The sequence below is a fragment of the Larkinella humicola genome, assembly GCF_008727875.1.
Taxonomy (GTDB): domain Bacteria; phylum Bacteroidota; class Bacteroidia; order Cytophagales; family Spirosomataceae; genus Larkinella; species Larkinella humicola.
The window spans coordinates 946,853-970,623 of record NZ_VTWS01000002.1 but is presented as its reverse complement, the minus strand read 5'-3'; the positions used below and the strand labels follow the sequence as shown (position 1 = coordinate 970,623).

Genomic DNA, 23,771 nt, shown 5'->3' with positions numbered 1-23,771 from the left:
ATACGAAGGCTGCTGTCAGGGATTGATAAATTCGTTGAGGTCCAGCCGGGTACGTATTCTGCCAAGTTCAATGTCATCAAATTGGTAAACCTTGGTTACCGTGAAAAAAACTTTGTAATTGAAATCCTCATTAGCGGCCGAAAGGGTCTGCGTTGATCCAATTCCCCAGTCATTGGATTGACCCAAAGTCAGTTCATTCGCCGGGAGCGGATCATTGGCAGATGAATCGTCTATTTCAATTCCTGAACATCTGACCACAAACTGCGTCTTGTTGTTGTTCACATCAACGTAGAACTCCCGGCCGATTGGGTGGTCGCTATTGTCCCTGATATTGTTTGCCCGCCAGTTGTATTGTTGAGAATCAACCGTAATGTTGAGACTCCACTCGGCTGAATTGCCCGGTTCACTGAACCAGCCATCATAGCTCTCCGATTTCCTGACCTGAATACTGTCGATCGTTACTTTAATTCTCTTTTCCATTTTAGTAGATTAATCAAATATGTGATGAATACCGGGAAATGCTTGGAAATTGTGTTTTACGGCGGGTGATGAATCTGATTTACTGCACGGCTCCGCTCGAACCAGGCATGTATACTTTGCCTTTGATGACAGGTTTTCGGCAGGGCCTGTCCATCAAATCAATTGGGGCTCAATTGATAAAAGCCGACACCATTCACAGAAAAGTAGTAGATGGATTTTCCATCGGAAACATTCAGATAAGCCGGATTAACAAATTGAGACGGAGACTTAACGGTTGCCCATTTATCGGTATCGGAGTCATAGATAAAGGTTTCAGAATATCCCTGAGCATACAATTTTTTCCCGATTACAAACACCGCTACAGGAACCTCTTTAGCTAGGGGAGAGCTAGCCTTACTCGTCCATTTTTTGCCTGCATAATCAAATTCGGTAAGCTCAAAACTGGTAAGTGCCTTACTGTCTTTATCCGCAGTACCCAAGAAAAGCAGCTTTCCGTTACAGGCCCTCATAAACAACCCCTTATCACTGTTGGAACCAAGCCGGGCATTACCGGGATACGTATCTATTTTAAAGCTAGCCAATTCATTCTTATCCAGATTCAGCACACCCCAACCCCCATTAGTTGAATAGTAGTAAAGTTTACCGGCATCATACGAGTATTGAGCCACACTGCTGGCATTACCCAGCACTCCTAAGGTGGTAAAAACCGCCGGTTCCTTGGTAAAATCGCACTCACTGATGGTATTCTTGGCATCCCCACTGAAGCCAACGCCCACGTAACTTTTTCCATTGTGGGTAAATGCCAGTTCGATTCGATTCCTTCTATTCAGCGCGATATCACTTTTTTTCACCCAGTTGTCCGTAGCAGGGTCATATTGGTATAAGCGATCCAGCGTGCTACCAGAATTTGTTTTCGAATAGGCCAGTAGATAAATCTTACCATTATTAGCTAATAATGCGCCATCGTTAGCCAAATAACTTCCAATATCAGCACCACTAACCGTTGCTTTTTGGGTCATTTTGAGCAATCCTGTATTCACGATAGGCGTACTGACCACTATGGTCACCGTATACACCTGCGTGCTGGCGTCTTCCGCCGTCACCGTATAGGTGACGGCCTTGCTGAAATCCTGCACCACGCCCGTAGCGGGCGAAACCGTGGCTTTCTCGGAAACCGTGAGGGTCGGAACGAGCTTCGTCAGGTCAGTGCCAGTCGGGACCTCGGCTTTGACGGTTTTGGCCGTCGCGTCGATCGTGGCCGTAACGGCGGGCGTCAGCGTATTGAAGGCGAAGGTTTTGAGGTCTTTGGCCGAACTTTTGGTCGGCGTAACGGGGGTTGGGGTGACGGTGGTTTCTTTTTTCTTGCAGGAAATGACCCCGAACAGCAGCAAATAAAGAAGAACCGTGAAGAATGATACTGGTGATTTCATGATTGAGGTACGTTTATGGTCTATCTAAGCGAATGCGGTGCCGTGGCTGGCCGGTCGATGGCATCAAAGGTCGATACGAAGATGCTCCTCAGAAATCCCTGATACAGATGATTTTGCATCCTAGAATTTGAGGATATGCGCATCCGGAAACCGGCTGGCCGGTGCTATGAATAGTGTGGGGGATCGCTTATGTTTGCGAATTACCCGCCGAACATGAAGAAATTGCTGCTCATACTGTGTTTACTGGCCCGGATGGGCGCTGCCCAAACACCGGAGATCGACAGTTTGAAACAGAACCTAAAAGTGTTGCGGGCGCAGCCCGTGAGTCTCGGGCGCGACACCACGATTTACGGGTCGCTGAAACAACTGATGACGCGGTACGTCGAGGTCAATCTGGACTCCGCCCTTCACTACACCGCCCAGATGATTGCCCTGAGTCAGCAACCTAAATTGCAAAAGGACCTGATTTATGCGTACCAGTTTGAAGGGTATATCTACCAGATTAAAGGGGATCATTACCAAAGTATTCAAGCTCATTATAAAGCACTCCTGCTCGCTGAAAAATTAAAAAATCATACGCGGGCCGCCGTGTCATTAGGCGGTCTGGCCCACGCGTATATGAGCCTGAAAGACTATTCAAAAGCCATTGAGTTGTGTGAGAAAGGGCTGGGAATTCTCCGGGATCACCCGAACCCCAAAGCCCAGATGCCCATTCTGAATGTATTGGGTGGGGTTTACAAAGAACAGGGTCGGCTTGGCGAAGCGTTAACGGTTTATCAGGAACTCAATACGGTTTCCAAAGAAGCCGGGAATCTCTGGTATGAAACCCAGAGCCTGCACGCGATCGGGTGGGTGTATGACGGGATGGGAAACAGTCCGAAAGCACTAACGTTTTATCAGAAGTCACTGGCACTTTCCGAACAAACCGGTAGCGTGGATTTAAAAGGAAGTATTTTGCTCAACATCGCCGGTTTATACATCACTCAAAAGAAATGGAAGGAAGCGTTGGCGTATTGTAATCAGGCCCAAAAATTTGCGCGAAGCGTCAACAATTCGAGCGTTGTGGTGGAGGCAGAAGAAAAACTTTACCAGATTTTTAAACAGACCGGCGAGACCAGCAAAGCCCTGAAGGCACACGAAAACTTTACGGTTTTAAAAGATAGTTTGTCGAAGGAGCGAAATGAGCAGCGGATTGAAGCGTTGCAGGCTCAGTATGATAATGTTCAGAAACAGAACGAATTGCAGAAGCAGCAGGTGCAGTTACTGGCGCAGGAAAACCAAAACCAGGAGCTGGCCCAAACCCGGAACGTCCTGTTTCTGGGCATAGCGGGAATTCTGTTTCTGGCGGTATTGCTGTTCTGGAACAACCGGCGGCTGCAAAGTAAAAACCGGCAGATCAACCAGCAGAAAGTGCTGCTTGAACAGGCGCAGGAACAACTTTCGGATATCAACAAAACCCTGGAAGTGCGGGTGGAAACCCGAACTCAGGAGCTGGTGCAGGCCAACCGGGAACTGATTGAGAAAAATGAGGAAATCAAAGGAGCCCTTTTTAAAGGGCAAACCATCGAGCGGAAACGCGTGGCCATCGAACTCCACGACAACCTGAGTAGCCTGCTGAGTGCGGTCAACATGAGTATTCAGCACATCAACCCCCAAAATCTGTCGGATCAGGAACAATCTGTCTACCGGAATGTGAAGCAAATGGTGAAAAGTGCGTATTCGGAAGTACGGAATATTTCGCATAACATCCTCCCGGCCGAGCTTGAAAAGGAAGGATTAGCGAGCGTTTTGACCACGCTGATTGCCAAATTAAACCAGAATTCTCCGTTGCAGTTTCGGCTATCGACGTCGCTCTTTCGGGAACGTCTTCCCGCCGAAATTGAATTTAATGTATACAGCATTCTGCTGGAACTGATCAACAATGTCATCAAGCACGCTCAGGCGCTGAAAGTCGACATTGAACTGAAGCAAACCAGCCGCGGAATTGAATTATCCGTCGCCGATGACGGGATTGGCCTTCCTGCAGAATCCGGAAAACAAGGCGTCGGGCTGCAAAACATCAAAAGCCGTCTGGATGCGCTGGGCGGCACGTTTGAGGCCCGTCAGCGAATGCCTCAGGGAACCGAAATGGCGATAAACATCCCCATCGAAAGTAGGTACTCTGATGGGGATGTTCAGGGATTGGAATGGAGCGCTTAACTCATCCGTCTGCCGGATTCTACCCGGGCCAGGTTACCAGCTTCGAAGTGATTAAGATCGAGTGAAATAGCGGTAAATTGCTTCGGGGGAGCGCCGGGAGGCACTTTACTATCCCTAGCGGCTGCAGAGATCCCAGGGGCAGGAAGGATAAAGGGCTGAACAGGAGCCATACCAGCAGGAATATACCCGGTCAATGTAGAGAACCTTTCTTCCGTATAGGTTACAACCAGATTGAGGAAAGAAACCGCTTGCCCGCCAATCTTGCAGGAAAAAATTTCCTTTTCCAGAATATCCGCATACGGTATTGTAAAATCATGATAATTAGACTCTTCACCGTCAAAGAGTTTTACCTTAACTAGTCGGTTTACAGTATCATGATCGATTGTGGCAAAACCTTGCAGCCGGAGGGTTCTGCTCTCATGGGAGGAGTCGGGTACGGTTTGGTCGAGGGATTCGTCGGACATAGAATGAGCAATTTAAGGGTTGAAATGGTTTTAAATTAGCTGGAATTTGATGGCATACTTCACCAGTCCAATCGTCGTTTGGGTGCCCAGTTTCTGCATGAGGTGTTTGCGGTGGGTTTCGACGGTGGTGGGGCTGATGAATAGTTTTTCGGCAATCTGCGTCCCCGAAAATTCCTGAGCGATGAGCTTCAGCACTTCCAGTTCGCGTTGGGTAATCGTGATTTTCTGCGGTTTGTCGACCGCCGGGTTCAGCTCCTGTACGGGGTCGTGTGCCAGTTGCATCAACACGGCGTCGCTGTAAAATTTCCGGCCTTCGCAGATGGTTTTCAGGGCGGTTTCCAAATCTTCCCGTTCCGCACTTTTCAGTACGTAGCCGTCGGCTCCGGCCCGCAGGGCTTCCTTGATGGCTTCGGGCTGGTCGGCCACGGTGAGCAGGCAAATTTTGACGTCCGGGAAATGCGCCCGGATCTGGAGCGTTAGCTCGATCCCGCCCATCACCGGCATTTGCAGATCGGAAACCACCAGATCAATGCCTTTTTCGACCTCCAGCGCGGTCAGAACCTGCCTGCCGTTGGTGTATTTGCCTACCACTTCAATTCCGTCGATACTCGACAGCAGCATTGATATACTTTCCAACAGAATCCGGTGATCTTCGGCGACAAGAATGCGCATGACAGTGGTTTTTGGGACTAAATTGTCTGAATAACAGGCCGAAAATTAATAGTACACTATTTTTCTCGTTTGGACGCCTATTATCATACAATTTTTTGTACAAATATCCCAAACCGGGTGCTGCCTTGAAATCCTCAAATTCGGGGTTTTTGCATCCTTAAATTGGAGGATTGACACCGGTTTTCGGAGTTTCGGTTTCGCGGGCGCAGAAAGATCGGCTGATGGAGTGGTTGGGCGGGTTGTAATTACACCATCATGCGTTCGTAAACCGCATTTCCGGCCACCGGGTCGATGCCAAACAGTTCGACGTACAGCACCTTCGGCATCAGGCCCGAACCGGATTCGAGTTGCACGAAGACTTTTTGCAGACACGCTTTTCGCCCGTTAATGGTGGTGAGGGCTATTGGCTTTCCCTGTTGCATATCCACCCAGATGGTGCGTTTTTTGAAAGCGTTCAGGTAAATTTCAAAACTGTTTTCGCTGCGATTCACTACCTTGTGTTTGTAGCCGTACGCCAGTTTCCACTGAATCATCGACAGCGACTCGCGTTGACCCTGCTCGGCGTACCGAATCCAGTACACGCTGACCGGATCGTTCGCATCCAGCCGCCGACCGGCTGTTAGATTCGCTTCATAAATAACGGTGTTGGTGTTATTGCTCCGCTGAATGTAAAACAGCCGGTTGGGGGCAGACGGCGGCACTGGAAACTCGCGGACACCGGCCAAAACCGGGATGAACGCGCTGGTCAATTCCAGCAAAAACAGAAAAAAGACGGTGTGGAGGCTCTTTGTGATCATGATTCAGTAGTTTGTTGTTTACGACCCTAAGACCGCTATCGCCGATGTTACCCCTACGCCGGTTTTGAAAATTTAGCGGATCGTGCAGCGTGCAGCCCGTCATTTTTTCTTCTACTTTCGCACAACTTAACTGCTTTCAGCGTTTTACGCAGGTATGAAGTCATTCCTTTTTCGATTCTGTGTTGTTCTGGCCGTCCTGGTACTTGTCAACTTGCTGTCGTCGTTTTTGTTTTTTCGGGTCGATCTGACGCAGGACGGTCGCTACACGCTGTCGGAAGCCACCGAAAACCTGCTGGCGAATCTCGACGATGATGTGCACGTCAATGTGTACCTGACGGGCAAGCTGCCGGCTGGTTTCAAACGGTTGGAAACCAGCATTCGGGAAACACTGAACGAGTTTCAGGCGAGGTCCGGCAAAACCCTGACGTTCCGGTTTATCGATCCAACCGCCAATCCGGATGCCAAACAACGCGCCGAGCAACAGACGCAACTGATTCAGAAAGGACTGGCTCCCACCAGCCTGAATTTTACCGCCGAAGGCAATCAGCGCACCGAACAACTGATTTTTCCGTGGGCGATTGTCTCCTATCAGGGTCGCGAACAGCCGGTTTTGCTGCTGCGCGGAAACCGCTCCAATTCGTCGGAAGAGCAGTTGAACCAGTCGATTGAAAACGTGGAATACGAGCTGGCGTCGGCCATTCGTCGTCTGACCATTAAGGAGAAAAAAGTGCTGGGGGTGGCGGTTTCGTACACCACTATCGAACCGCTCCGGCTTTCCGATCTGCTGGCGACACTCAATGAGTTTTACGACATCAAGCTGATCAATTTGCAGGAATCCCGCGATCTGGTAGGGCTGGATGGGCTGATTGTTCCCAAACCCGACCGCGCGTTTTCGGAAGCCGACAAATACAAAATCGACCAGTTTGTGGTCAATGGCGGCAAGGCCCTGTTTTTTGTCGATGGCCTGAAAATCGACAGCGTAGGGCGGGAGGGAACCTACGCCCAGCCGCTCGACCTGAACCTGAACGACCTTTTTTTTCGGTGGGGAATCCGGGTTAACAACGACATTATCAAGGATTTGAGTTGCGCCATGATTCCGCTGAACGTCGGCGATATGGGCGACAAACCGAACGTTCAGATGCTGCCATGGCGGTTTTTTCCGCTGGTCAATACCTTTGGCAAAAGTCCGATTGTCCGCAATCTGGACGCGATTTACACCCGGTTTACGAGCACACTCGATACGGTACAGGCGGTGGGCATTGCGAAAACGCCCTTGCTGATGACCTCGCAGTATACTAAAATCCTGAAAGCCCCGGCGTTGGTGAGCTACAACGAAGCCCGTCAGCAACCCGATCCGCGCACCTACAACAACGGCGTTCAGATGATTGCCTGTTTGCTGGAAGGTCGTTTTCAGTCGCTATATGCCAACCGCATTCTGCCCGGCGATCCGCGCGCTGCGGCTTTCAAAGCCCAGGGAGAATCTACCAAAATTTTGGTTTGTTCCGACGGCGATCTGCTCATCAACGACATCAATTACCGCACCAACGCGCCCTATCCGCTGGGCTACGAACGGTTTTCGAGAAACACTTTCGCCAACAAAGATTTTGTGGTCAATGCGGTCAATTATTTGCTGGACGACAACGGCATCATTGCGGCTCGCACCAAACAGGTGACATTGAGGCCGTTGGACCGAATCCGGATGAAGGAAGACCGTTTACCGTGGCAGCTTTTGAACCTCCTCGGACCGGTCGTTTTAGTCGGTTTCGTGGGCGTCATCTGGCAATTCACCCGCCGGAGGAAGTACGCATAAAAGTTTAAAAGTTGTTTCGCAGAGTTTAGCGGAGAAAATTAGAGCTAAGCAGAGTTCTTAAAAAACTTTCTCCGCTAAACTCTTTTTTTCTCTGCTAAACTCTGCGAAACAACCCCTGAAAATTCGACTATTTTTCCTACTTTTGTTCTCATTGGACTAACGGCCCCAAACAAAATTGCATATGAAATTCATCGTTTCCTCCTCCGTATTACTCAAGCAACTTTCGGCCATCAACGGTGTGGTGGCAACGAATCCGATTGTGCCGATTCTGGAAAACTTTCTGTTCAAACTGGAAGATGACATCCTGACGGTCACGGCTTCTGATCTGCAAACGACCATGATCACCAACATTGCCGTGGAGTCGTCGGAGAAGGGAGCCATTGCCATTCCGGCCAAACTGCTGCTCGATACGCTGCGCGGTTTGCCCGAACAACCCATTACGTTCAACGTCAATACGGAAACCTTCGGAACGGAAATTCTGACGGATAACGGTCGCTATAAACTGTCGGGCGAAAATCCGATCGACTTCCCGAAAATCCCGACCGTCAATCGGAGCCTGACGGTCGAACTGTCATCGGATGCGTTGTTAAGCGCCATCAACAATACGGTTTTTGCCACCAGCACCGACGACCTGCGCCCGGCCATGACGGGGGTATATTTACAACTGACTGCCGGGAGCGCGACGTTTGTCGCTACCGACGGCCACCGGCTGATTCGCTACCGCCGGACCGACATCAGTTCGCCCAGCGATTCGTCAATGATCATTCCGCGCAAAGCCCTGACGCTGTTGAAGGCCTCTTTGCCCGAAGCCGCGCCGGTGAAAGCCGAGTTCAGCCAGTCGAACGCGTCGTTTACTTTTGCCGGATCGCCCGCCGGATCGACGCAAATGATCTGCCGGTTGATCGACGAGCGGTTTCCGGACTTCGAAAACGCCATTCCGACCAACAACCCGAACATCATGACCATTGGCCGGACGGACATTCTGAATTCGCTGAAACGGATCATGATTTACGCCAACCGGACGACGCACCAGATCCGGCTTTCGCTCAAAACCAACTCCCTGACGATCTCCGCCGAAGATCTGGATTACAGCAACGAAGCCAACGAAAAGCTGCTCTGCGACTACGACGGCGATCCGCTGGAAATCGGCTTCAACGCTAAATTTCTGACCGAAATGCTCAATAACCTGAGCGCCAAAATGCTCTCGTTCGAGATGTCGGCCCCCAACCGCGCCGGTCTGATCATTCCGGCCGACAAGGAAGAAGACGAAGATATTTTGATGCTGGTGATGCCGGTGATGCTGAATACATACGCGTAATTGGTGATCCGACAGACAGGCTTAAGGGTTTTAATTATAAATGTAAAATGGCAAATATCAAATGTAAAAATGCTGGAAATGAGCGACTTTTACATTTGATATTTGCCATTTTACATTTATAATTATTTTATTATTTTCTACTCCACGCTCCACTTCACATCCGCCCATTTGACGTCCTGCGGTAGCCGGTTGGACTGAACGGCCAGCGCGGCCACGCGACCGGCGGCTTGCCCCATAATGGCCGCATTGCCGGTAACGCGGTAGCTGGAGTGGGCGATAAAATCCCCACTGATGCACCGTCCGGCCATCATCAATCCCTGCACATCCTTGGCAATCAACGCCCGAACCGGAATGTCATACGGTTTGCTGGACGTTCCCCGCTTGTAGTTGGTGGTGGCTTCGTCGTCTTTTTTAACGGAGTGAACATCGACGCCAAATGTCACGCGGCAAACCGCATCCGGGTGGCGGATTCCGGTCATCAGATCCTGGCGGGAAACCGTGTAGAGGCCGTGAATCCGGCGGCTTTCCCGAACGCCAATCTGCTCGCCCGTGGCCACCAGCCGCAGGTTGCTCCAGACGCCCTTGAGCGATTGTAAACTCCCGATGATCTTGTGTACTTCGGCCCGGCCTTTCAACGTCGCCTGCGAAACCTGATTGGCGTCGGTGCCCTTAAAACCGTATTCGTGATTGGCCATCAGCATGTGCAAATCCTCGCGGATGGGGTGGATGCTGGGGTGCGTATACGAGGGCGAATGACCCCCGCGACGGATGGCTTCTTCCAGTCGTTTTTTGGACGGCGAACCGCCTTTGCTGTCGGCTGCGTCGCGAACATATTCCTTGATGTCCGCGTAGTTGACGCCGGTTATCAGACAGAGTAAGCTCATCGGTTGTCCCTGCCCTGAACTGTCGCCGTAGTCGAAACCGCAACCGGCCTGAGCCGCCAGATCGCCGTCGCCCGAGCAGTCGATGAATACTTTGCCCGACCAGGCTTCCCGCCCCGATTTCGATTCCGTGACGACGTGTGTGAGTCGCCCGGCTTTTTGAGCCGTCGCCACCACCCGCGTGAATAGCCGCACGGTGACGTTGGCTTTCAGGCAATATTCTTCCAGCAACAGTTTCATGCCTTCGGCGTCGAAGGAAAACGTGCCGCCCGTCGGAACCGTTGCGCTGTCTCCGCGTTTTTGCAGTTCGGTTTTGATTTCCTGGACCAAACCGGCTTTGTTGGTGTTGTCGAGAATCCACGTCAGGCAACCGGAGGTCCAGACGCCCCCCAGACAACCGTGGACTTCAAGCAGGAGCGTTTTGGCTCCGCTGCGTCCGGCTTCGATGGCGGCTGCGACCCCGGCAGGGCCGGAACCGCAGACAATGACGTCATAGTCGCCCACCACCGGCACCTCGCGGGCGGCTTCGGCCAGGGTGTTGGCATCGGGGCGGATGGTGGAATAGGCTGTGGCCGACTGGGAAACGGTGGCTCCTGCGAGGGCGGTGGTTAAAAAATCTCGGCGTTGCATGATTGTCAGGGGTTTAATAACCGGTGTTTTGCTGAAGCTCCCGGTTGGTGTCTAGTTCGCGTTGCGGAATCGGGTACAGATTATGCTTGGGTACGGTGGTCGTAACCGCTACTTTTTGCATCGCTTCCCGTAGTTTATTCATTCGAATCAGGTCATACCGGCGGTGGCCTTCGAAGCACAATTCCCAGCCGCGTTCCTGCAAAACCGCATCCCGAAACTGCTCTTTGGTGAGTCCGGTGGGCAGGGCTTTGAGTTTGGAGCGGCTGCGAACCTGATTGATCGGCGCATAGGCTTCGGGCGTTGGACCCGCCACTTCGTTCCGGGCTTCGGCCAGAATCAGCAGCAGGTCGGCGTACCGGATGACGGGCCAGTTGGTGTCCGTATTGCTGGGTGTGGTGCCGTTGGGATTGAAGTATTTCCAGACGTGGGGCTGAAACGTGGCTTTGCTGCCGTCCGAAAACGTGTAGGAATCCTTAATGCTGACGTCTTTGCGAAGGTCGCCCGTTTCGAAACTGCTAATAAACGCTTTCTTGACAAAAGCGCCACTGCCGCCCGTGATCGGGGTTTTGCCGCCCCGAACGCCGAAGGTTTCGTTAAAACCGCTGCCGACGACCCCGGCTTTGTACTGAACCGAGAAAATATGCTCCGGCCCGTTTTCCTTCTCGGCCGGCCACAGATCCGCGTAGTTAGGAACCAGACTGTACGCATTGGACTGAACCACTTCCTGCGCTTTTTGGGCCGCAGCCGCGAAATCCCGGTTGAACAGGTACACTTTAGCGAGTAAAGATTGAGCCGCTCCTTTTGTGACCCGGCCCAGATCGGCAGCCGCGTAGCTAACCGGCAAGCCTTTCTCGGCCTCCTGCAAATCCTGAATAATTTGGGTGTAAATTTCGGCGGCTGGCCGGCGAACCACCGACAGCGCATTCAGGCTCGTGGTTTCTTCCACAACCAGCGGCACATCGCCGAACGCTTTGACCAGATCGAAGTAAAATAACGCTCGTAAAAACCGCACTTCAGCCACCAGCCGCGCTTTCCGGGTGGCATCCATCGTCGTTCCCGGTACACGCCCAATAGCCGCATTGGCCTGATTGACCGCAACATACAATCGCTGCCAGAAATCAGCGAGAACGGCGTTCGTCGAGGCAACCGTGTACGTATTCAATTCCAGCGTTTCGGTGCGCGACACCGCGCCGTCGTCCAGCAGATCGGACGCCAGATCGCCCATCCGCCAGGCTCCCCCGCCGTAGTACGCGCCCGTTGACAGGTGGCTGTAAACCGCATTGACGGCAGCTACGGCATCGGCTTCGGTTTTGTAAAAATTGGCCGGTGCCAGAAAATCCTGCGGGTTTTCGTCCAGAAACTGGCAACTGCTGCCGAGCCATACGCTCAGGAAAAGGATAGGTAGGGTAGATAGTTTCTTTTTCATGGAAGTCGGGTGTTAAAGGCCCAGATTGACACCGATCATAACCGTTTTGGCGCGCGGATACGCCCCGTAATCAATGCCCTGATTGATCGGATTTTGCCCGTGCGAATTGACCTCCGGATCGTAACCGGTGTACTTGGTCCAGGTCAGGATGTTCTGGCCGCTCACGTAAATTTTGGCGGAACGCGCCCATTTGACCAGCTTGCCCGGCAGGTTATAGGACAGCACCACATTCCGCACCCGCAGGTAGGAACCGTCTTCCAGCGCCCGGGTGCTGATGAATTGCTCCTGACCACGGTAATCGGCTTTGGGCATGTAGGCGTTCGGATTCTGGGGTGTCCAGCGGTCCAGCGCCCGGATGTGGTTGTTGTGGGTGCCGCGCATGGATTCGAGTTCGTAGACCCGCAGCAGGTTCAGAATGTTGTTGCCGTAAACACCCTGCATCAAAACCGTCAGGTCGAAGTTGCCGTAGGTGAAGGTGTTGTTCAGACCGTAGATGAACTTGGGTTGGGCATTGCCGATGATGGTTCGGTCGGCGGGGGATAGCGTGCCGTTGCCGTCCACGTCTTTAAACCGCAGGTCACCCGGCTCCATGTACCGGTGAACCGGGCCGCTGGCGATTTCTTCCTGCGTGCGGAACAAACCGTCGCCGATATACCCAAAGAAGGAGTTGACCGGCTGGCCTTTCCGGATCAGAATGGCGGGGCCGGGCGAGTAGAAACTGGAACCCGATTCGGGGCCAAAAAACTCGTTTACACCGCCCAGACTCAGCACTTTGTTGCGGTTTTGGGAATAATTGGCATCCACGTTCCACTTGAATTTGCCGTTGACCGGCGTGGCACTGACCGAAAATTCGAACCCTTTGTTCTCAGTGCTGCCCACGTTCTGGAGCGACGTATTGTAGCCCGACGTCCAGGGAACACTCACTTCCAGCAGCAGGTCTTTGGTGCGTTTGTAGTAATAATCAGCCGTGAACCGCACCCGGTTATTCAGAACGCCGAAATCAATGCCGACGTCAAATTGCGCCGTTCGTTCCCATTTCAGGTTCGGGTTGGCAACCCGCGATGGGGCAATCCCGATGGCGAGGTTGTTGCCGATAATGGAGGAGGTGTTGCTGAGTGAACTCTGGGACCGATAGAGCGGGATTTCCTGAAAACCAGTGACGCCGTAGCTGGTTCTGAATTTCAGATCGGAAACGACCCGCTGGGCCTGCATGAACGGTTCTTCCGACACCCGCCAGGCCAGCGCCCCGGAGGGGAAATAGCCCCATTTGTTGCTGGCTCCAAACCGCGACGACCCATCGGCCCGCAGCGAAACCGTCAGCAGATACCGTTCCCGAAACCCGTAATTGATCCGGCCGAGGTACGACATCAGCGACCATTGGTTGGCCCCCGAAGCGGCTGGCTGCACGAGTCCGGCGGCTTCGAGGTTGTTGTACGTCAGAATGTCGTTGACGAAATTCTGCCCTTTCGCTTCCACTTCTTCACTGACTTCCCGCTGGATCGTAAAACCGCCCAGCACATTGATGTGGTGAACACCTACGGTTTTGTCGTACGTCAAGGTGTTTTCGTTCAGCCAGTTATACGATTGCTGGTCGCTTACGTTGGCAATGCCGTTCTGAAAATACGCGCGGTAAGTCGTGCGGGGAATGTAGAGGTTGTTTTTCGAAAACGTGGCGTCGGCCCCCAAACTGACGCGGGCGGTCAGCCCTTTCACGACTTCGTATTGCAGAAACATGTTGCCCAGAATGCGGGCGGTGCGCGTCAAGTTGGTGGTTTCATTGGCCAGCGAAACCGCGTTGTCCCGCCGGACGGAAGGGCCGATTTGCTGCCAGTCGACAAAATAATTGCCGTCCTGATCGTAGATCGGTAAATTCGGGCCGCTCGTCAAAGCCGTGTGAACGACGCCGTTGCTGCCGGTGCCGCCACTGTTGACCAGAACCGCATGGTTGTTGACGTAGCTCAGTTGCAGGTTGTTGCCAAACTTCAGTTTCGTGTTGATTTTGGTTTCCATGTTGAACCGCAGCGACAACCGTTTGAAATTGGAGTTGTTGATAATCCCGTCCTGATCGAAGTAATTGCCACTGACCATAAATCGGGTTTTCTCCAGTCCCTGCGAAAACGTAAGCTGGTAGTTTCGGATGGGGGCGGTTCGGTAAATGGCGTCCTGCCAGTCGGTGCCTTCGCCCAGCGCCTTCGGATCGGCGAACGGCAACGCCCGGTTTCGGAAGGCGGCCGCTTCGTTGGCGAGTTCGGCAAACTGCGTTCCGTTCAGCAGCGGAATTTTATAAATCAGCTTCTGAAAACCGGTGTAATATTCGGCGTCGAAACGCGACTGGCCCGCCTTGGCCTGTTTGGTCGTAATCAGCACGACGCCGTTGGAACCCCGCGAACCGTAGATGGCCGTGGCCGAGGCATCTTTCAGAATTTCAATCGATTCGATGTCCGACGGATTCAGGCTTTTGAGGGCCGTCACCGGAAAACCGTCCACGACGTACAACGGCTCGTTGTTGTTGGTGATCGAATTGCCGCCCCGAATCCGGATGGAAACCGTGCCGCCGGGAGCCGCGTCGGTTTGGGTCACCTGCACCCCGGCAGCCCGGCCCTGCAATCCCTGATCGAGCGTTGCCATCGGCAATTTGTGAAATTCGCTGCCCGAAACCGAGGAGACCGAACCCGTCAAATCGCTCTTTTTAACGGTTCCATACCCCACGACCACCACTTCTTCCAGCGAACGCTCACTCGGTTTCAGGATCACGCTCAGCGTTTGCCGCCTGCCCACCGTCACTTCCTGGGCTTCGTAGCCGATGGACGAAAACACGAGCACCGCCTGTTCGTCGCGCACCCGGAGCGTAAACGAGCCATTGGCGTCGGTGGTGGTACCGGTGGTCGTTCCTTTCACCTGCACATTCACGCCCGGAAGCCCTTCGTCCGACCCGGTGGCGGTCACGCGCCCCTGAACGGCCACGTCGGTGGGCTGCGTTGCGGTTTCAGTCGGCACGGTTCGGGTGGCAGCGTTGTTGTTGGCCCCGGAATGTTCGGGCTGCGTCATCGAGGTGGGTGCTTCGGACCGGTTGGGTGATGCGGTTCGCGCCGGTCGCATCCGGGCCGCGTTCGACACGATCAGGTAGGTTCCGTTGGACAGTCGTTTCACCTGAAAATCCGTGGTCCGCAGCAAGCCTTCCAGGTTCTTCTCCAGCGACCATTTGGGGTGGAACCAGCCGGTGGGAACGCTGACGCCCTGAAGCTGCTGTTCTTCAAAGGCCAGATCGACCTTGTAGCGACTGCGAAGTTCCAGCAGGGCGTCGCGCAGTTGAACCATCGAACCGGGCGACGACTGGATGACCGACCGGGTCGGCTGGACCGACGCCAGGGTTTGCGCCTGAACGGCCACCGAGAGCAGACAACCCGCCGTCGGCAGCAGGATTCTTAGAAATGGCACCATACGTTTTAAGGGTTTAGGGGGGAAAGAGGAATCATCACGTTGCCAGAATCGGTTTCGACAACCTGCGTGCGGGTCAGGGTGGTCAGCAAATCGAGCAGAACCGGGGCGGTTTCGGCGCGAAACGTGCCGGTAATCTGCCGGTGAACCAATTCAGAGTCAGCCAGTTGTACAGTTTCGCCAAAATGTTCTTCCAGCGTCGCCAGCACCTGCGATAAGGGCGTCCGGTCAAACAGAAACCGGTGTTCTTTCCAGACCCGGTAGCGTTCGACCGACTGGTGGGATTGCATCTGAACCTGACCGCCCGGCTTAACGGTGGCCACGTCACCCGGTTTCATCACCACCGGCGCGGGCGACGAGCCTTGCAACGACCGGAAAGCCACTTTCCCGCTGTTCAGCACAATGCGCGAACCTTGTCGGCGGCTCGAAACGACGAATTCCGTACCCAATACAACCACTTCCAGCTCATCGGGCGTCCGGACGATAAACCGCTGGTGGGTGGGCAAATGCCGGACCGAAAACTCGGCTTCGCCGGTGAGCCAAACTTCCCGGCTGGTTTGGCCAAACGTCCAGCGCGACAACCGCAGGCTGGAATGGGCATTCAGCGTCACCCGGCTGCCGTCGGGCAACCCAACGGTTTTCAGTTCGCCGTACTGCGTTGAATAGGTGCGGTAGAGCCAGCGGTCGCGCTGCCAGACGGCCAGCAGGGTGAGCAACGCCAGTGAAGCGGCAACGAGCCACGCCCGGCGGACGGAAGGCGTCGGCAGCGGCAAAACCGGTGTTTCGGGGGTTGATTCGAGTTGCTGAATCCGTTCCCGGAACTGGTGGAAGGCGGTTTCTGGGTCGGCTTCGTATTGCAGCCGCTGATTTTCCCATTCTTCCAGACAGGCGAAAAACCGCTCCCGGTTTTCGGGTTTCTGTCGCCATCGCTGAATCCGCTGGGTCTGGATCGGCGTGGTAGTCCCTTCAAAATAGGCAAAGAGCAGTGCCTTGGATAGTTCCGATTGCATGTTGTCGTCGAAAAGGAGGAGAGATACTTACCAGGTCAGCAGCAGGAGTAACACCAGCCAATAGTCGTGGAGGGCCTGTCGTAACCGGCTCAGGGCTTTGGTGAGGTGACCTTCTACGGTTTTGACCGAAATGTGCAGATCAGCCCCGATTTCGCTGTTTTTCCGGCCTTCAAACCGGCTCAGCACAAACACGTTGCGGCACTGGGGCGGCAGGGCGTCCAGCGCCCGGTGGATGCGGGTCGTGAGTTCTTCAAAGGCCAGATCTGTGTCGGATTGGGTGCTGTCTGCCGGGTCGATCCGCTCATTGTTTTCGGTAGGCTCGGTTCGGTTAAATTCCCAGCGGAGGTAGTTGATGGCGCGGTTGCGGGCGGCCGAAAACAGGTAGGCGCGGAAGGAGCCCGTGATCTGGGTGTACTGATTCGTTTGCCACAGGTGGAAAAACAGATCGCCGACCAGGTCTTCGCCAATTTCGCGGGAATACACCAGGCGGGTAACGTGGCTGCACAAGGGGCGGTAATACCGCTGGTAGAGCAACTCGAACCCCTTTACCGGGTCCGATTGCAGCATTCGCCGGATCATCCACTCCGGGTCAGCAGCGCGGTTTGGGTCCATCGATACCACCAGGCTTATTCGTGCGTCCGGGCGTCGTTCGTCCGAAAAATCCGGTTGCAGGGTCGATTCATTCATACAGTTCAGGGTCTACTACAAAGACAAGAAAAATTGGCACAACCCTCGCTCGGTTTCTGAATGAATTGCAATTTTTTCTCACTTAGGTACTAAGCGGTTTTGTGTTCAGGGGGATTCTATCGGCGAATCGGCCATTAAAATTTACCGCGTCAAAATGCCGCTGATCCCATTCTCAGGCCGTAAAATCAGTTCGCGCGGGCTTCCGTATTTTTCGATTTGCCTTTGTTGTAGCTCTTCGTATATTTGAGTTTGTTGCGTATTCTAACCGGACGGCAAATCAGCCTTTTTGCTTGCTTATTTGAAGCTTATCCTTTCCGTCCGGAAGCGCGATTTTTTACGACCAACCCGGTATTCCCGGGCCTGGTGCAGTCAGGCAGTAATCATTACGGTGTTATGAAAGTCTCTCCCGCGGAACCGTTTCAACTGGTCTATTCACTCCTGGAACACGAGTTTCTGGGGTATCTGTTTGAAGCCTTCGTCGTGCAACTCAATGCGCGGGGTGAGCTGACGTTGCAGAACCAGACGCTGTCGGCCAAAAATGCCGGGGAGTTTGCCAGTGAACTGGACGACGCTGATTTTGAGCTGATTCGCATCATCGACGAAATCCAGCAGGACGTCATTCTGAAAAAATTTAATCCCAAAAAATTACCGGCGGTCGATTTCTTTCTGAAGATTTACGACCCCCAGAAAGGGGATAAAGAACTGCGGGAACGGATTTGCGAATACCTCGAAACCCGCCGGGCGTTGATTCTGGAGCGGCTGGCCGAAAAACCGTTGTATGTCATGGGCAACGACGGCAACCCGGCCTGGATGTCCGTTGAGCGGATGCCGGACAAGGCCCGCGTCTTTTTCAATTTTGTGCGGACCGAAACCGCCACGGAATACTTTCCCATTATTAAATACGCCGGAGAACGGGTCGAATTTCAGTTTAAGGATGCGCTGTTGATTTGCGACGATCCGGCCTGGATGATGGTGGGGAAGCGGTTGTTTCATTTCGACAAAAATGTCGATGGCAAAAAACTGAAGCCATTTCTGCAAAAAAGGAATATCGTCATTCCGAAAAATATTGAGGATCAGTACTATCACCGCTTCGTGGCCCCCCTGATTGCGTCCTACGACGTATACGCCAGAGGGTTTGAGATCCGGAGCGAAGTGTTGCCCCCCGCGCCCGTGCTGACGGTTTCGGAACATGCCGTCGCGCACCGGACAACGCCCGCGCTGTTTGATCAGGCGGGTTCGACCGGCCTTCGGAACGGAAACGGGGCGTCGGAACGGATGAACAACGTGCTGACGGAAATGGCCCATGCCGCGCCCGTCGACGACTCGCAGGTGGTTTTCGACCTGCTGTTTCAGTATGGTCAGTTTACGTTTCGCTACGACGGTTTCACGGATTCGTCTAACGTCAGCATCGAAAAGAAGGGTGATGACTACGTTTTTCACAAGATTCGGCGGGATGTTCGGAAGGAGAAATCGACGCTTTTCTGGCTCAAGGAAAACGGCCTGGAACTAAAAGACAACGGGCATTCCAAACTCGGAAAAGCGACCGCTTTCGAGTGGCTCCAGCAAAACCACAACCGGCTCGTGGAAGCCGGTTTTCGGATTTCGCAACACGCTGATGACACGAAACGCTACTTTTTAGGCTATTCGTCCATCGTGGTTTCGATCAACGAAACCCGCGACTGGTTCGATATTTATGCCAAGGTGCAATTCGGGGAATTCGAGATTCCGTTTATCAAGCTGCGTTCGCTGATTCTGAACAAGAAACGGGAGTTTACGCTGCCCAACGGCGAGGTTGCTGTCATTCCCGAAACGTGGTTTACGAAGTACTCGGAACTCTTCGCGTTCATGGAACACGAGGTGGACAGCGACCGGCTGGTGCTGCACAAACACCACATTGCGCTGGTGCAGGAATTGCAGGAAGAGAGCCTGGCATCGGCGGTAATCAGCCGGAAGCTCGAAAAACTGCGGAGTTTTGAAGAAATCAATGCGCACCCGCTGCCCGCCGGGTTCAAGGGCGAACTGCGGCCTTACCAGAAAGCCGGGTACGACTGGTTGCAATTCCTGAACCAATACCGGTTTGGCGGTTGCCTGGCTGATGATATGGGGTTGGGCAAAACCGTCATGACGCTGGCGATGTTGCAGTCGCAGAAGGAAGCCGGTTTTACGGAGCCGACGTTGCTCGTGATGCCCACTTCGCTGCTGTATAACTGGGAGCTGGAAGCCAAACGGTTTACGCCCGGCCTGCGCGTCATGGCGTATACCGGCACCTACCGCGACAAAAATACCGCCCAGTTCGATGGGTATGACGTCATTCTGACCTCGTACGGCATTGTCCGGATCGACATCGATTTGCTGAAGATGTACCGGTTTCATTACATCATTCTGGACGAATCGCAGGCCATTAAAAATCCGTCGTCGCACATCACGCGGGCAGTCATGCAACTCGACTCGGCCCACCGGCTTATTCTGACCGGTACGCCGTTGGAAAACAGTACGATGGATCTGTGGACCCAGATGACGTTTATCAACCCCGGTTTGTTGGGAAGCCAGACGTTTTTCCGCAACGAGTTTCAGATTCCGATCGAAAAAAAGAACGACGAGCAGAAAACGCAGCGGCTTTACGGTATCATCAAACCGTTTATGCTTCGGCGGCACAAGTCGCAGGTGGCGCGTGACCTGCCCGAAAAAGTGGAGAATATTCACTACAGCGACATGTCGCCGGAACAGGAGAAGCAGTACGAAGAAGCCAAGTCGTATTACCGGAACCTGATTCTGGAACGCATTGAAGAAGACGGCATGGCCAAATCGCAGATGGTGGTCTTACAGGGATTGACCAAACTCCGCCAGATTGCGAACCACCCGCGCATGATCGACGAAACCTACGAAGGCAATTCCGGCAAACTGGACGACATGGTAATGCGGCTGGAAGGTGCGATGGCTGATAATCACAAGATTCTGGTATTCAGTCAGTTCATCAAACACCTGGACGTTGTTCAGCAGTATTTGCAGGAACGCGGGATTCAATATGCGTACCTGGACGGTTCGACGCAGGACCGCCGGGGGCAGGTGGATCTGTTTCAGAACAACGACTCGATCAAGCTGTTTCTGATTTCGCTGAAAGCGGGCGGACTGGGTCACAACCTGACGGCGGCCGATTACGTGTTCATTCTCGATCCGTGGTGGAACCCGGCCATCGAGGCTCAGGCCATCGACCGCGCCCACCGGATTGGGCAGAAACGGACGGTTTTTACCTACAAATTCATTTCCCGAAACACGGTGGAGGAGAAGATTCTGGCCCTGCAACGTTCCAAGCAAAAGCTCGCCAGCGACCTGATTACAACCGAGGAAAACTTCATGAAATCGCTGACGAAAGAAGACATTCTGGCGTTGCTGGATTGACCGGATCAGTTCAGATTCAGCAGCGATTTCAGCCGTTCGTAGAAACCGGTATTTTTGAAGGTAAAGGTTTTGTGCAGAATGTAATTGGAGATGAAACTCAGGCCCATTCCGAACGTGTGGGAAAACAACTTGTTGACATTCACGGTCTTGACCGATCCCGGCAGCGTAAACACGTAAATCCCGTTCTGACTGACCGAGAAGTTGTATAAGGCCGACGCGCCGTAGACCGTAATCAGGCAGGAAATCACTGAAACCATCGCAAATTTAACCATCTCCCGGCGGGTTTTGGCCGAGTTTTTAGCGTTGAATGCCAGCAGTTTGGTGAGAAAAAAACCAATGAAAAAGGAGCTGATGTAGCCCAGTAAGACGCCATTTTCGTAGGAAACCTTAAACCATTCCTGAAGCAACGAACTCACAACAATTTGCAGGGAGGCACCAATGGCCGCAACAATAAAATAAGCAATTAAGTCTTTTTGATTAAATAGTTTATCCTTCATGATTTACGATAGAGATGAAAGAGGTTAGACGTGAGAAATGAGACAGGTAGTTGATAGTCAAAGGGTTGATTTGTCTCTTGTCTTTCATCTCTTGTCTTGTACGCTACTTTTGGTACTTCCCGCTTCAGGTATGAACGTGCAAATTAACAGGAAGAGTTGGAATTGTTGAGAACCAGGCGGGTGTGGGAAAACGGATTATTTATTTAATGAACAAAAAAAGGCTAAAACGCGCGAAAATGGGCTATTCAAAGCGGTTTACCAGCAAGGCAAACCTTTTTTATGGACTCCGCGTTACGAATACGTAAAATGTCAGTACTATTACTGACAAATTGTAGATAGCCATGAAAGGAGCAGCGAACAAAACCGTCGAAACCGGAGGGAATAGGAGGAACAAGGAATCAAAAAAGGCTCAGGGTAAACTTGTTCTGTCCGCTCCCTCAACCGTTCGCGTGTTGCCGGAGCGGACCAGTCCTTTTGAACTGATTGCGCAGTCCCGCTCGGGTATAATCCATACCGAAGTCCGGAAAGCGGCTGATTTGCTGGAGTTAACCATTCGGGAATTGGCAACGCTTTTATCAACGAACGAACGGACGATGGCCCGACGGCTGGTTGCCGGTTCTCTAAATAAAGTTGAATCCGAACGGCTCCTTTTGCTGAGCGCACTGGCAGCGCATGGTTTACGGGTTTTTGAAGACCAGGGAAAGTTCAATCGATGGTTGCGCCGGCCGCTGGAGATTTTAGAAAACCAGTCGCCCCTGCAAATGCTGGACACCGCGACGGGTTTTCAAGTGGTGGATCAGGTTTTAGGGCGTATCGAATATGGTGTCTATAGTTAACGTATGGCTTTAGTCTACCGTATTCAGAAAAGACAATTTGTTGATTCAGTATTGACCGGAGAAGGTGCTCGTCTCAATGGCGGACGCTGGAATCCCCTGGGCACTCCGCTGGTTTATGTGTCGACAACGCCGGAACTCGCCTTACTGGAAACCCTGGTTCACTTGGATGGTACGCCGGTTCGTGATCTTCCTCCGTTCGTTCGGTTAACGATTGAGCTGCCTGATTCCATCGAAGAATTAGACCCTGAAACGCTGCCTACCGGCTGGGATCAAATCAAGTTTTCTGAGAATCTTCCTTTCTTTTTGTTGCCGAAACTTAGGCCAACGTATCCTATTTTAGCTTTTTCAGTCCCTTCCGTCATTCTCAAAAGCTCGCCCTCCCGCAACCTGCTGATCAATCCACTTCATCTGTTAATGAGTCAGGTGAAGATTTTGGAAGTGATTCCCCATGAGTTTGATGAACGGCTGCGTAAACCGGTTCAGCCGCCGGATGCTGCTTCTGTTAAAGGAAGAAAGAAGTCAACAGGACGCTAAGTAGATCGAATATAGTGTCTTAAAAAGTACGATAAAGTCCGAATTGGGGCTACTTTTGCGGAGGATTGTTACAAGTATGCATACATTCAACCCCACTACCCGCATTGGAATCCTCGGAGGAGGTCAACTGGGCCTGATGCTGATTCAGGCCGGGATCGACTGGAACCTGATCGTTCATATTCTGGACCCTGATGCCGAAGCGCCCTGCCGCCACCTGGCAACGTCATTTACGCAAGGGTCACTCACCGACTACGATACGGTTTATCAGTTTGGCCAGCAGGTCGATGTGCTGACGATTGAAATCGAGCGGGTCAATGTCGATGCCCTCGAAGCCCTGGAGCGCGAAGGAAAGCGGGTTTTTCCGCAGCCGTCGGTGATCCGGATTATTCAGGACAAGCGGGCGCAGAAACAGTTTTACCGCGACCACAACCTCCCCACGGCGGATTTCATGCTGACCGAAAACCGGGACGATGTGGCGCAGGCTTTAGCCGCTAGTCCGGATTTTCTGCCCGCTTTCCATAAACTGGGGCGTGATGGCTACGACGGTCGCGGAGTTCAGCGGGTTGCTTCGGTTGACGATGTGGAGAAGGCGTTCGATGCGCCGGGCGTACTGGAGAAAGCCGTCGATTTTGAAAAGGAACTGGCGGTGATTGTCGCCCGCAATGAGCAGGGCCAAACGGCGACCTTCCCGACGGTCGAAATGGTCTTTCACCCCGAACAGAATCTGGTGGAATACCTGTTTGCTCCCGCAGCGATTTCTGAAACCGTCGACCGGCAGGCGCAGGAAATTGCCCGAAAAACCGCCGAAGCCTTCGGGATCGTCGGTTTGCTGGCGGTGGAGTTGTTTCTGACGAAAGACCAGCAAATCATTGTCAACGAAGTGGCGCCACGTCCGCACAACAGCGGTCACCACACGATTCGGGCAAACGTGACGTCGCAATTTGAACAACACTGGCGGGCCATCCTGAACCTGCCCTTGGGCGATACGGCCATCCTGTCGCCAGCCGCGATGATCAACTTGCTGGGCGAACCCGGCCACAGCGGCCCCGCGCGGTATGAAGGCATGGAAGCCCTGCTGGCGATGTCGGGCGTGTTTCCTTTTCTATACGGTAAAAAAATCACCCGCCCGTTTCGCAAAATGGGGCATATTACCGTTATTAGTTCGGATTTAGAGCAGCTTCGGGCAAAAGCCGAAACCGTTAAGGAAAGCATAAAAGTTAAAAATGATGAATGATGAACGATGAATGATGAATTGCATGCGTC

At 52.9% G+C, this 23,771-nt stretch carries 18 protein-coding genes; 7 read left to right on the top strand and 11 right to left on the bottom strand.

Translation table 11 applies throughout. The annotated features are described in order from the left end of the window. Positions 1–15: 15 nt before the first annotated feature. Positions 16–480 (bottom strand): hypothetical protein, encoded by a 465-nt coding sequence (locus F0P93_RS11915; protein ID WP_150876607.1) that lies wholly within the window; start codon positions 478–480, stop codon positions 16–18. A 158-nt stretch (positions 481–638) separates the two neighbouring features. Beyond that, complete coding sequence (locus F0P93_RS11910) at positions 639–1,910, bottom strand: SGBP N-terminal domain-containing protein (protein WP_150876606.1); 1,272 nt, start codon at positions 1,908–1,910, stop codon at positions 639–641. Between the two features lie 213 nt (positions 1,911–2,123). Between F0P93_RS11910 and F0P93_RS11905 the strand changes: the two genes are divergently transcribed. Beyond that, positions 2,124–4,109, top strand: coding sequence for a tetratricopeptide repeat protein (locus tag F0P93_RS11905; protein ID WP_150876605.1), 1,986 nt, complete (start codon positions 2,124–2,126; stop codon positions 4,107–4,109). Here the strand turns inward: F0P93_RS11905 and F0P93_RS11900 are convergent. The 3 genes from F0P93_RS11900 to F0P93_RS11890 form a co-directional block, all read right to left on the bottom strand. Continuing rightward, positions 4,106–4,573, bottom strand: a complete 468-nt coding sequence (locus tag F0P93_RS11900) for a hypothetical protein (protein WP_150876604.1) — start codon at positions 4,571–4,573, stop codon at positions 4,106–4,108. The genes F0P93_RS11905 and F0P93_RS11900 overlap by 4 nt on opposite strands. A gap of 30 nt (positions 4,574–4,603) precedes the next feature. Next, entirely contained in the window at positions 4,604–5,245 is a 642-nt protein-coding gene (locus F0P93_RS11895; protein WP_150876603.1) for a response regulator transcription factor, read from the bottom strand. Between the two features lie 245 nt (positions 5,246–5,490). Then, positions 5,491–6,042 carry a DUF4833 domain-containing protein gene (locus tag F0P93_RS11890; RefSeq protein WP_150876602.1) on the bottom strand — a complete coding sequence of 184 codons (552 nt, stop codon included), beginning with the start codon at positions 6,040–6,042 and terminating at the stop codon, positions 5,491–5,493. 154 nt (positions 6,043–6,196) lie between these two features. On the opposite strand from F0P93_RS11890, the gene gldG reads away from it, so the two are divergent. Beyond that, positions 6,197–7,852: a gliding motility-associated ABC transporter substrate-binding protein GldG gene (gene gldG / locus F0P93_RS11885; RefSeq protein WP_150876601.1), complete on the top strand. Its 1,656-nt coding sequence runs from the start codon at positions 6,197–6,199 to the stop codon at positions 7,850–7,852. 181 nt (positions 7,853–8,033) lie between these two features. Continuing rightward, positions 8,034–9,170 carry a DNA polymerase III subunit beta gene (gene dnaN / locus F0P93_RS11880; protein WP_150876600.1) on the top strand — a complete coding sequence of 379 codons (1,137 nt, stop codon included), beginning with the start codon at positions 8,034–8,036 and terminating at the stop codon, positions 9,168–9,170. 137 nt (positions 9,171–9,307) lie between these two features. On the opposite strand, the gene F0P93_RS11875 is transcribed toward dnaN, so the two are convergent. The 5 genes from F0P93_RS11875 to F0P93_RS11855 are packed head-to-tail and all read right to left on the bottom strand — an operon-like array spanning position 9,308 to position 17,242. Continuing rightward, positions 9,308–10,681, bottom strand: a complete 1,374-nt coding sequence (locus tag F0P93_RS11875; protein ID WP_150876599.1) for an FAD-dependent oxidoreductase — start codon at positions 10,679–10,681, stop codon at positions 9,308–9,310. 13 nt (positions 10,682–10,694) lie between these two features. Continuing rightward, complete coding sequence (locus F0P93_RS11870) at positions 10,695–12,107, bottom strand: RagB/SusD family nutrient uptake outer membrane protein (RefSeq protein WP_150876598.1); 1,413 nt, start codon at positions 12,105–12,107, stop codon at positions 10,695–10,697. A 12-nt stretch (positions 12,108–12,119) separates the two neighbouring features. Then, a complete protein-coding gene (locus F0P93_RS11865) occupies positions 12,120–15,548 on the bottom strand; it encodes a SusC/RagA family TonB-linked outer membrane protein (protein WP_150876596.1) in 3,429 nt (1,142 codons plus the stop codon). Positions 15,549–15,553: 5 nt separating this feature from the next. Then, positions 15,554–16,555: a FecR family protein gene (locus F0P93_RS11860; RefSeq protein WP_150876594.1), complete on the bottom strand. Its 1,002-nt coding sequence runs from the start codon at positions 16,553–16,555 to the stop codon at positions 15,554–15,556. Between the two features lie 27 nt (positions 16,556–16,582). Beyond that, entirely contained in the window at positions 16,583–17,242 is a 660-nt protein-coding gene (locus F0P93_RS11855; protein ID WP_150876592.1) for an RNA polymerase sigma-70 factor, read from the bottom strand. 393 nt (positions 17,243–17,635) lie between these two features. On the opposite strand from F0P93_RS11855, the gene F0P93_RS11850 reads away from it, so the two are divergent. Beyond that, positions 17,636–20,641: a DEAD/DEAH box helicase gene (locus tag F0P93_RS11850; protein ID WP_150876590.1), complete on the top strand. Its 3,006-nt coding sequence runs from the start codon at positions 17,636–17,638 to the stop codon at positions 20,639–20,641. Between the two features lie 5 nt (positions 20,642–20,646). Here the strand turns inward: F0P93_RS11850 and F0P93_RS11845 are convergent, their stop codons facing one another. Then, entirely contained in the window at positions 20,647–21,138 is a 492-nt protein-coding gene (locus tag F0P93_RS11845) for a GtrA family protein (RefSeq protein WP_150876588.1), read from the bottom strand. A 341-nt stretch (positions 21,139–21,479) separates the two neighbouring features. Here F0P93_RS11845 and F0P93_RS11840 point away from each other — a divergent pair, with 341 nt between their 5' ends. The 3 genes from F0P93_RS11840 (at position 21,480) to F0P93_RS11830 (ending at position 23,742) form a co-directional block, all read left to right on the top strand. After that, on the top strand, positions 21,480–21,974 hold the full coding sequence (locus F0P93_RS11840; protein WP_150876586.1) for an Xre family toxin-antitoxin system antitoxin: 495 nt from the start codon (positions 21,480–21,482) through the stop codon (positions 21,972–21,974). Positions 21,975–21,977: 3 nt separating this feature from the next. Beyond that, a complete protein-coding gene (locus F0P93_RS11835; RefSeq protein ID WP_150876584.1) occupies positions 21,978–22,508 on the top strand; it encodes an RES family NAD+ phosphorylase in 531 nt (176 codons plus the stop codon). 76 nt (positions 22,509–22,584) lie between these two features. Next, complete coding sequence (locus F0P93_RS11830; RefSeq protein WP_150876582.1) at positions 22,585–23,742, top strand: 5-(carboxyamino)imidazole ribonucleotide synthase; 1,158 nt, start codon at positions 22,585–22,587, stop codon at positions 23,740–23,742. Positions 23,743–23,771 lie beyond the last annotated feature (29 nt).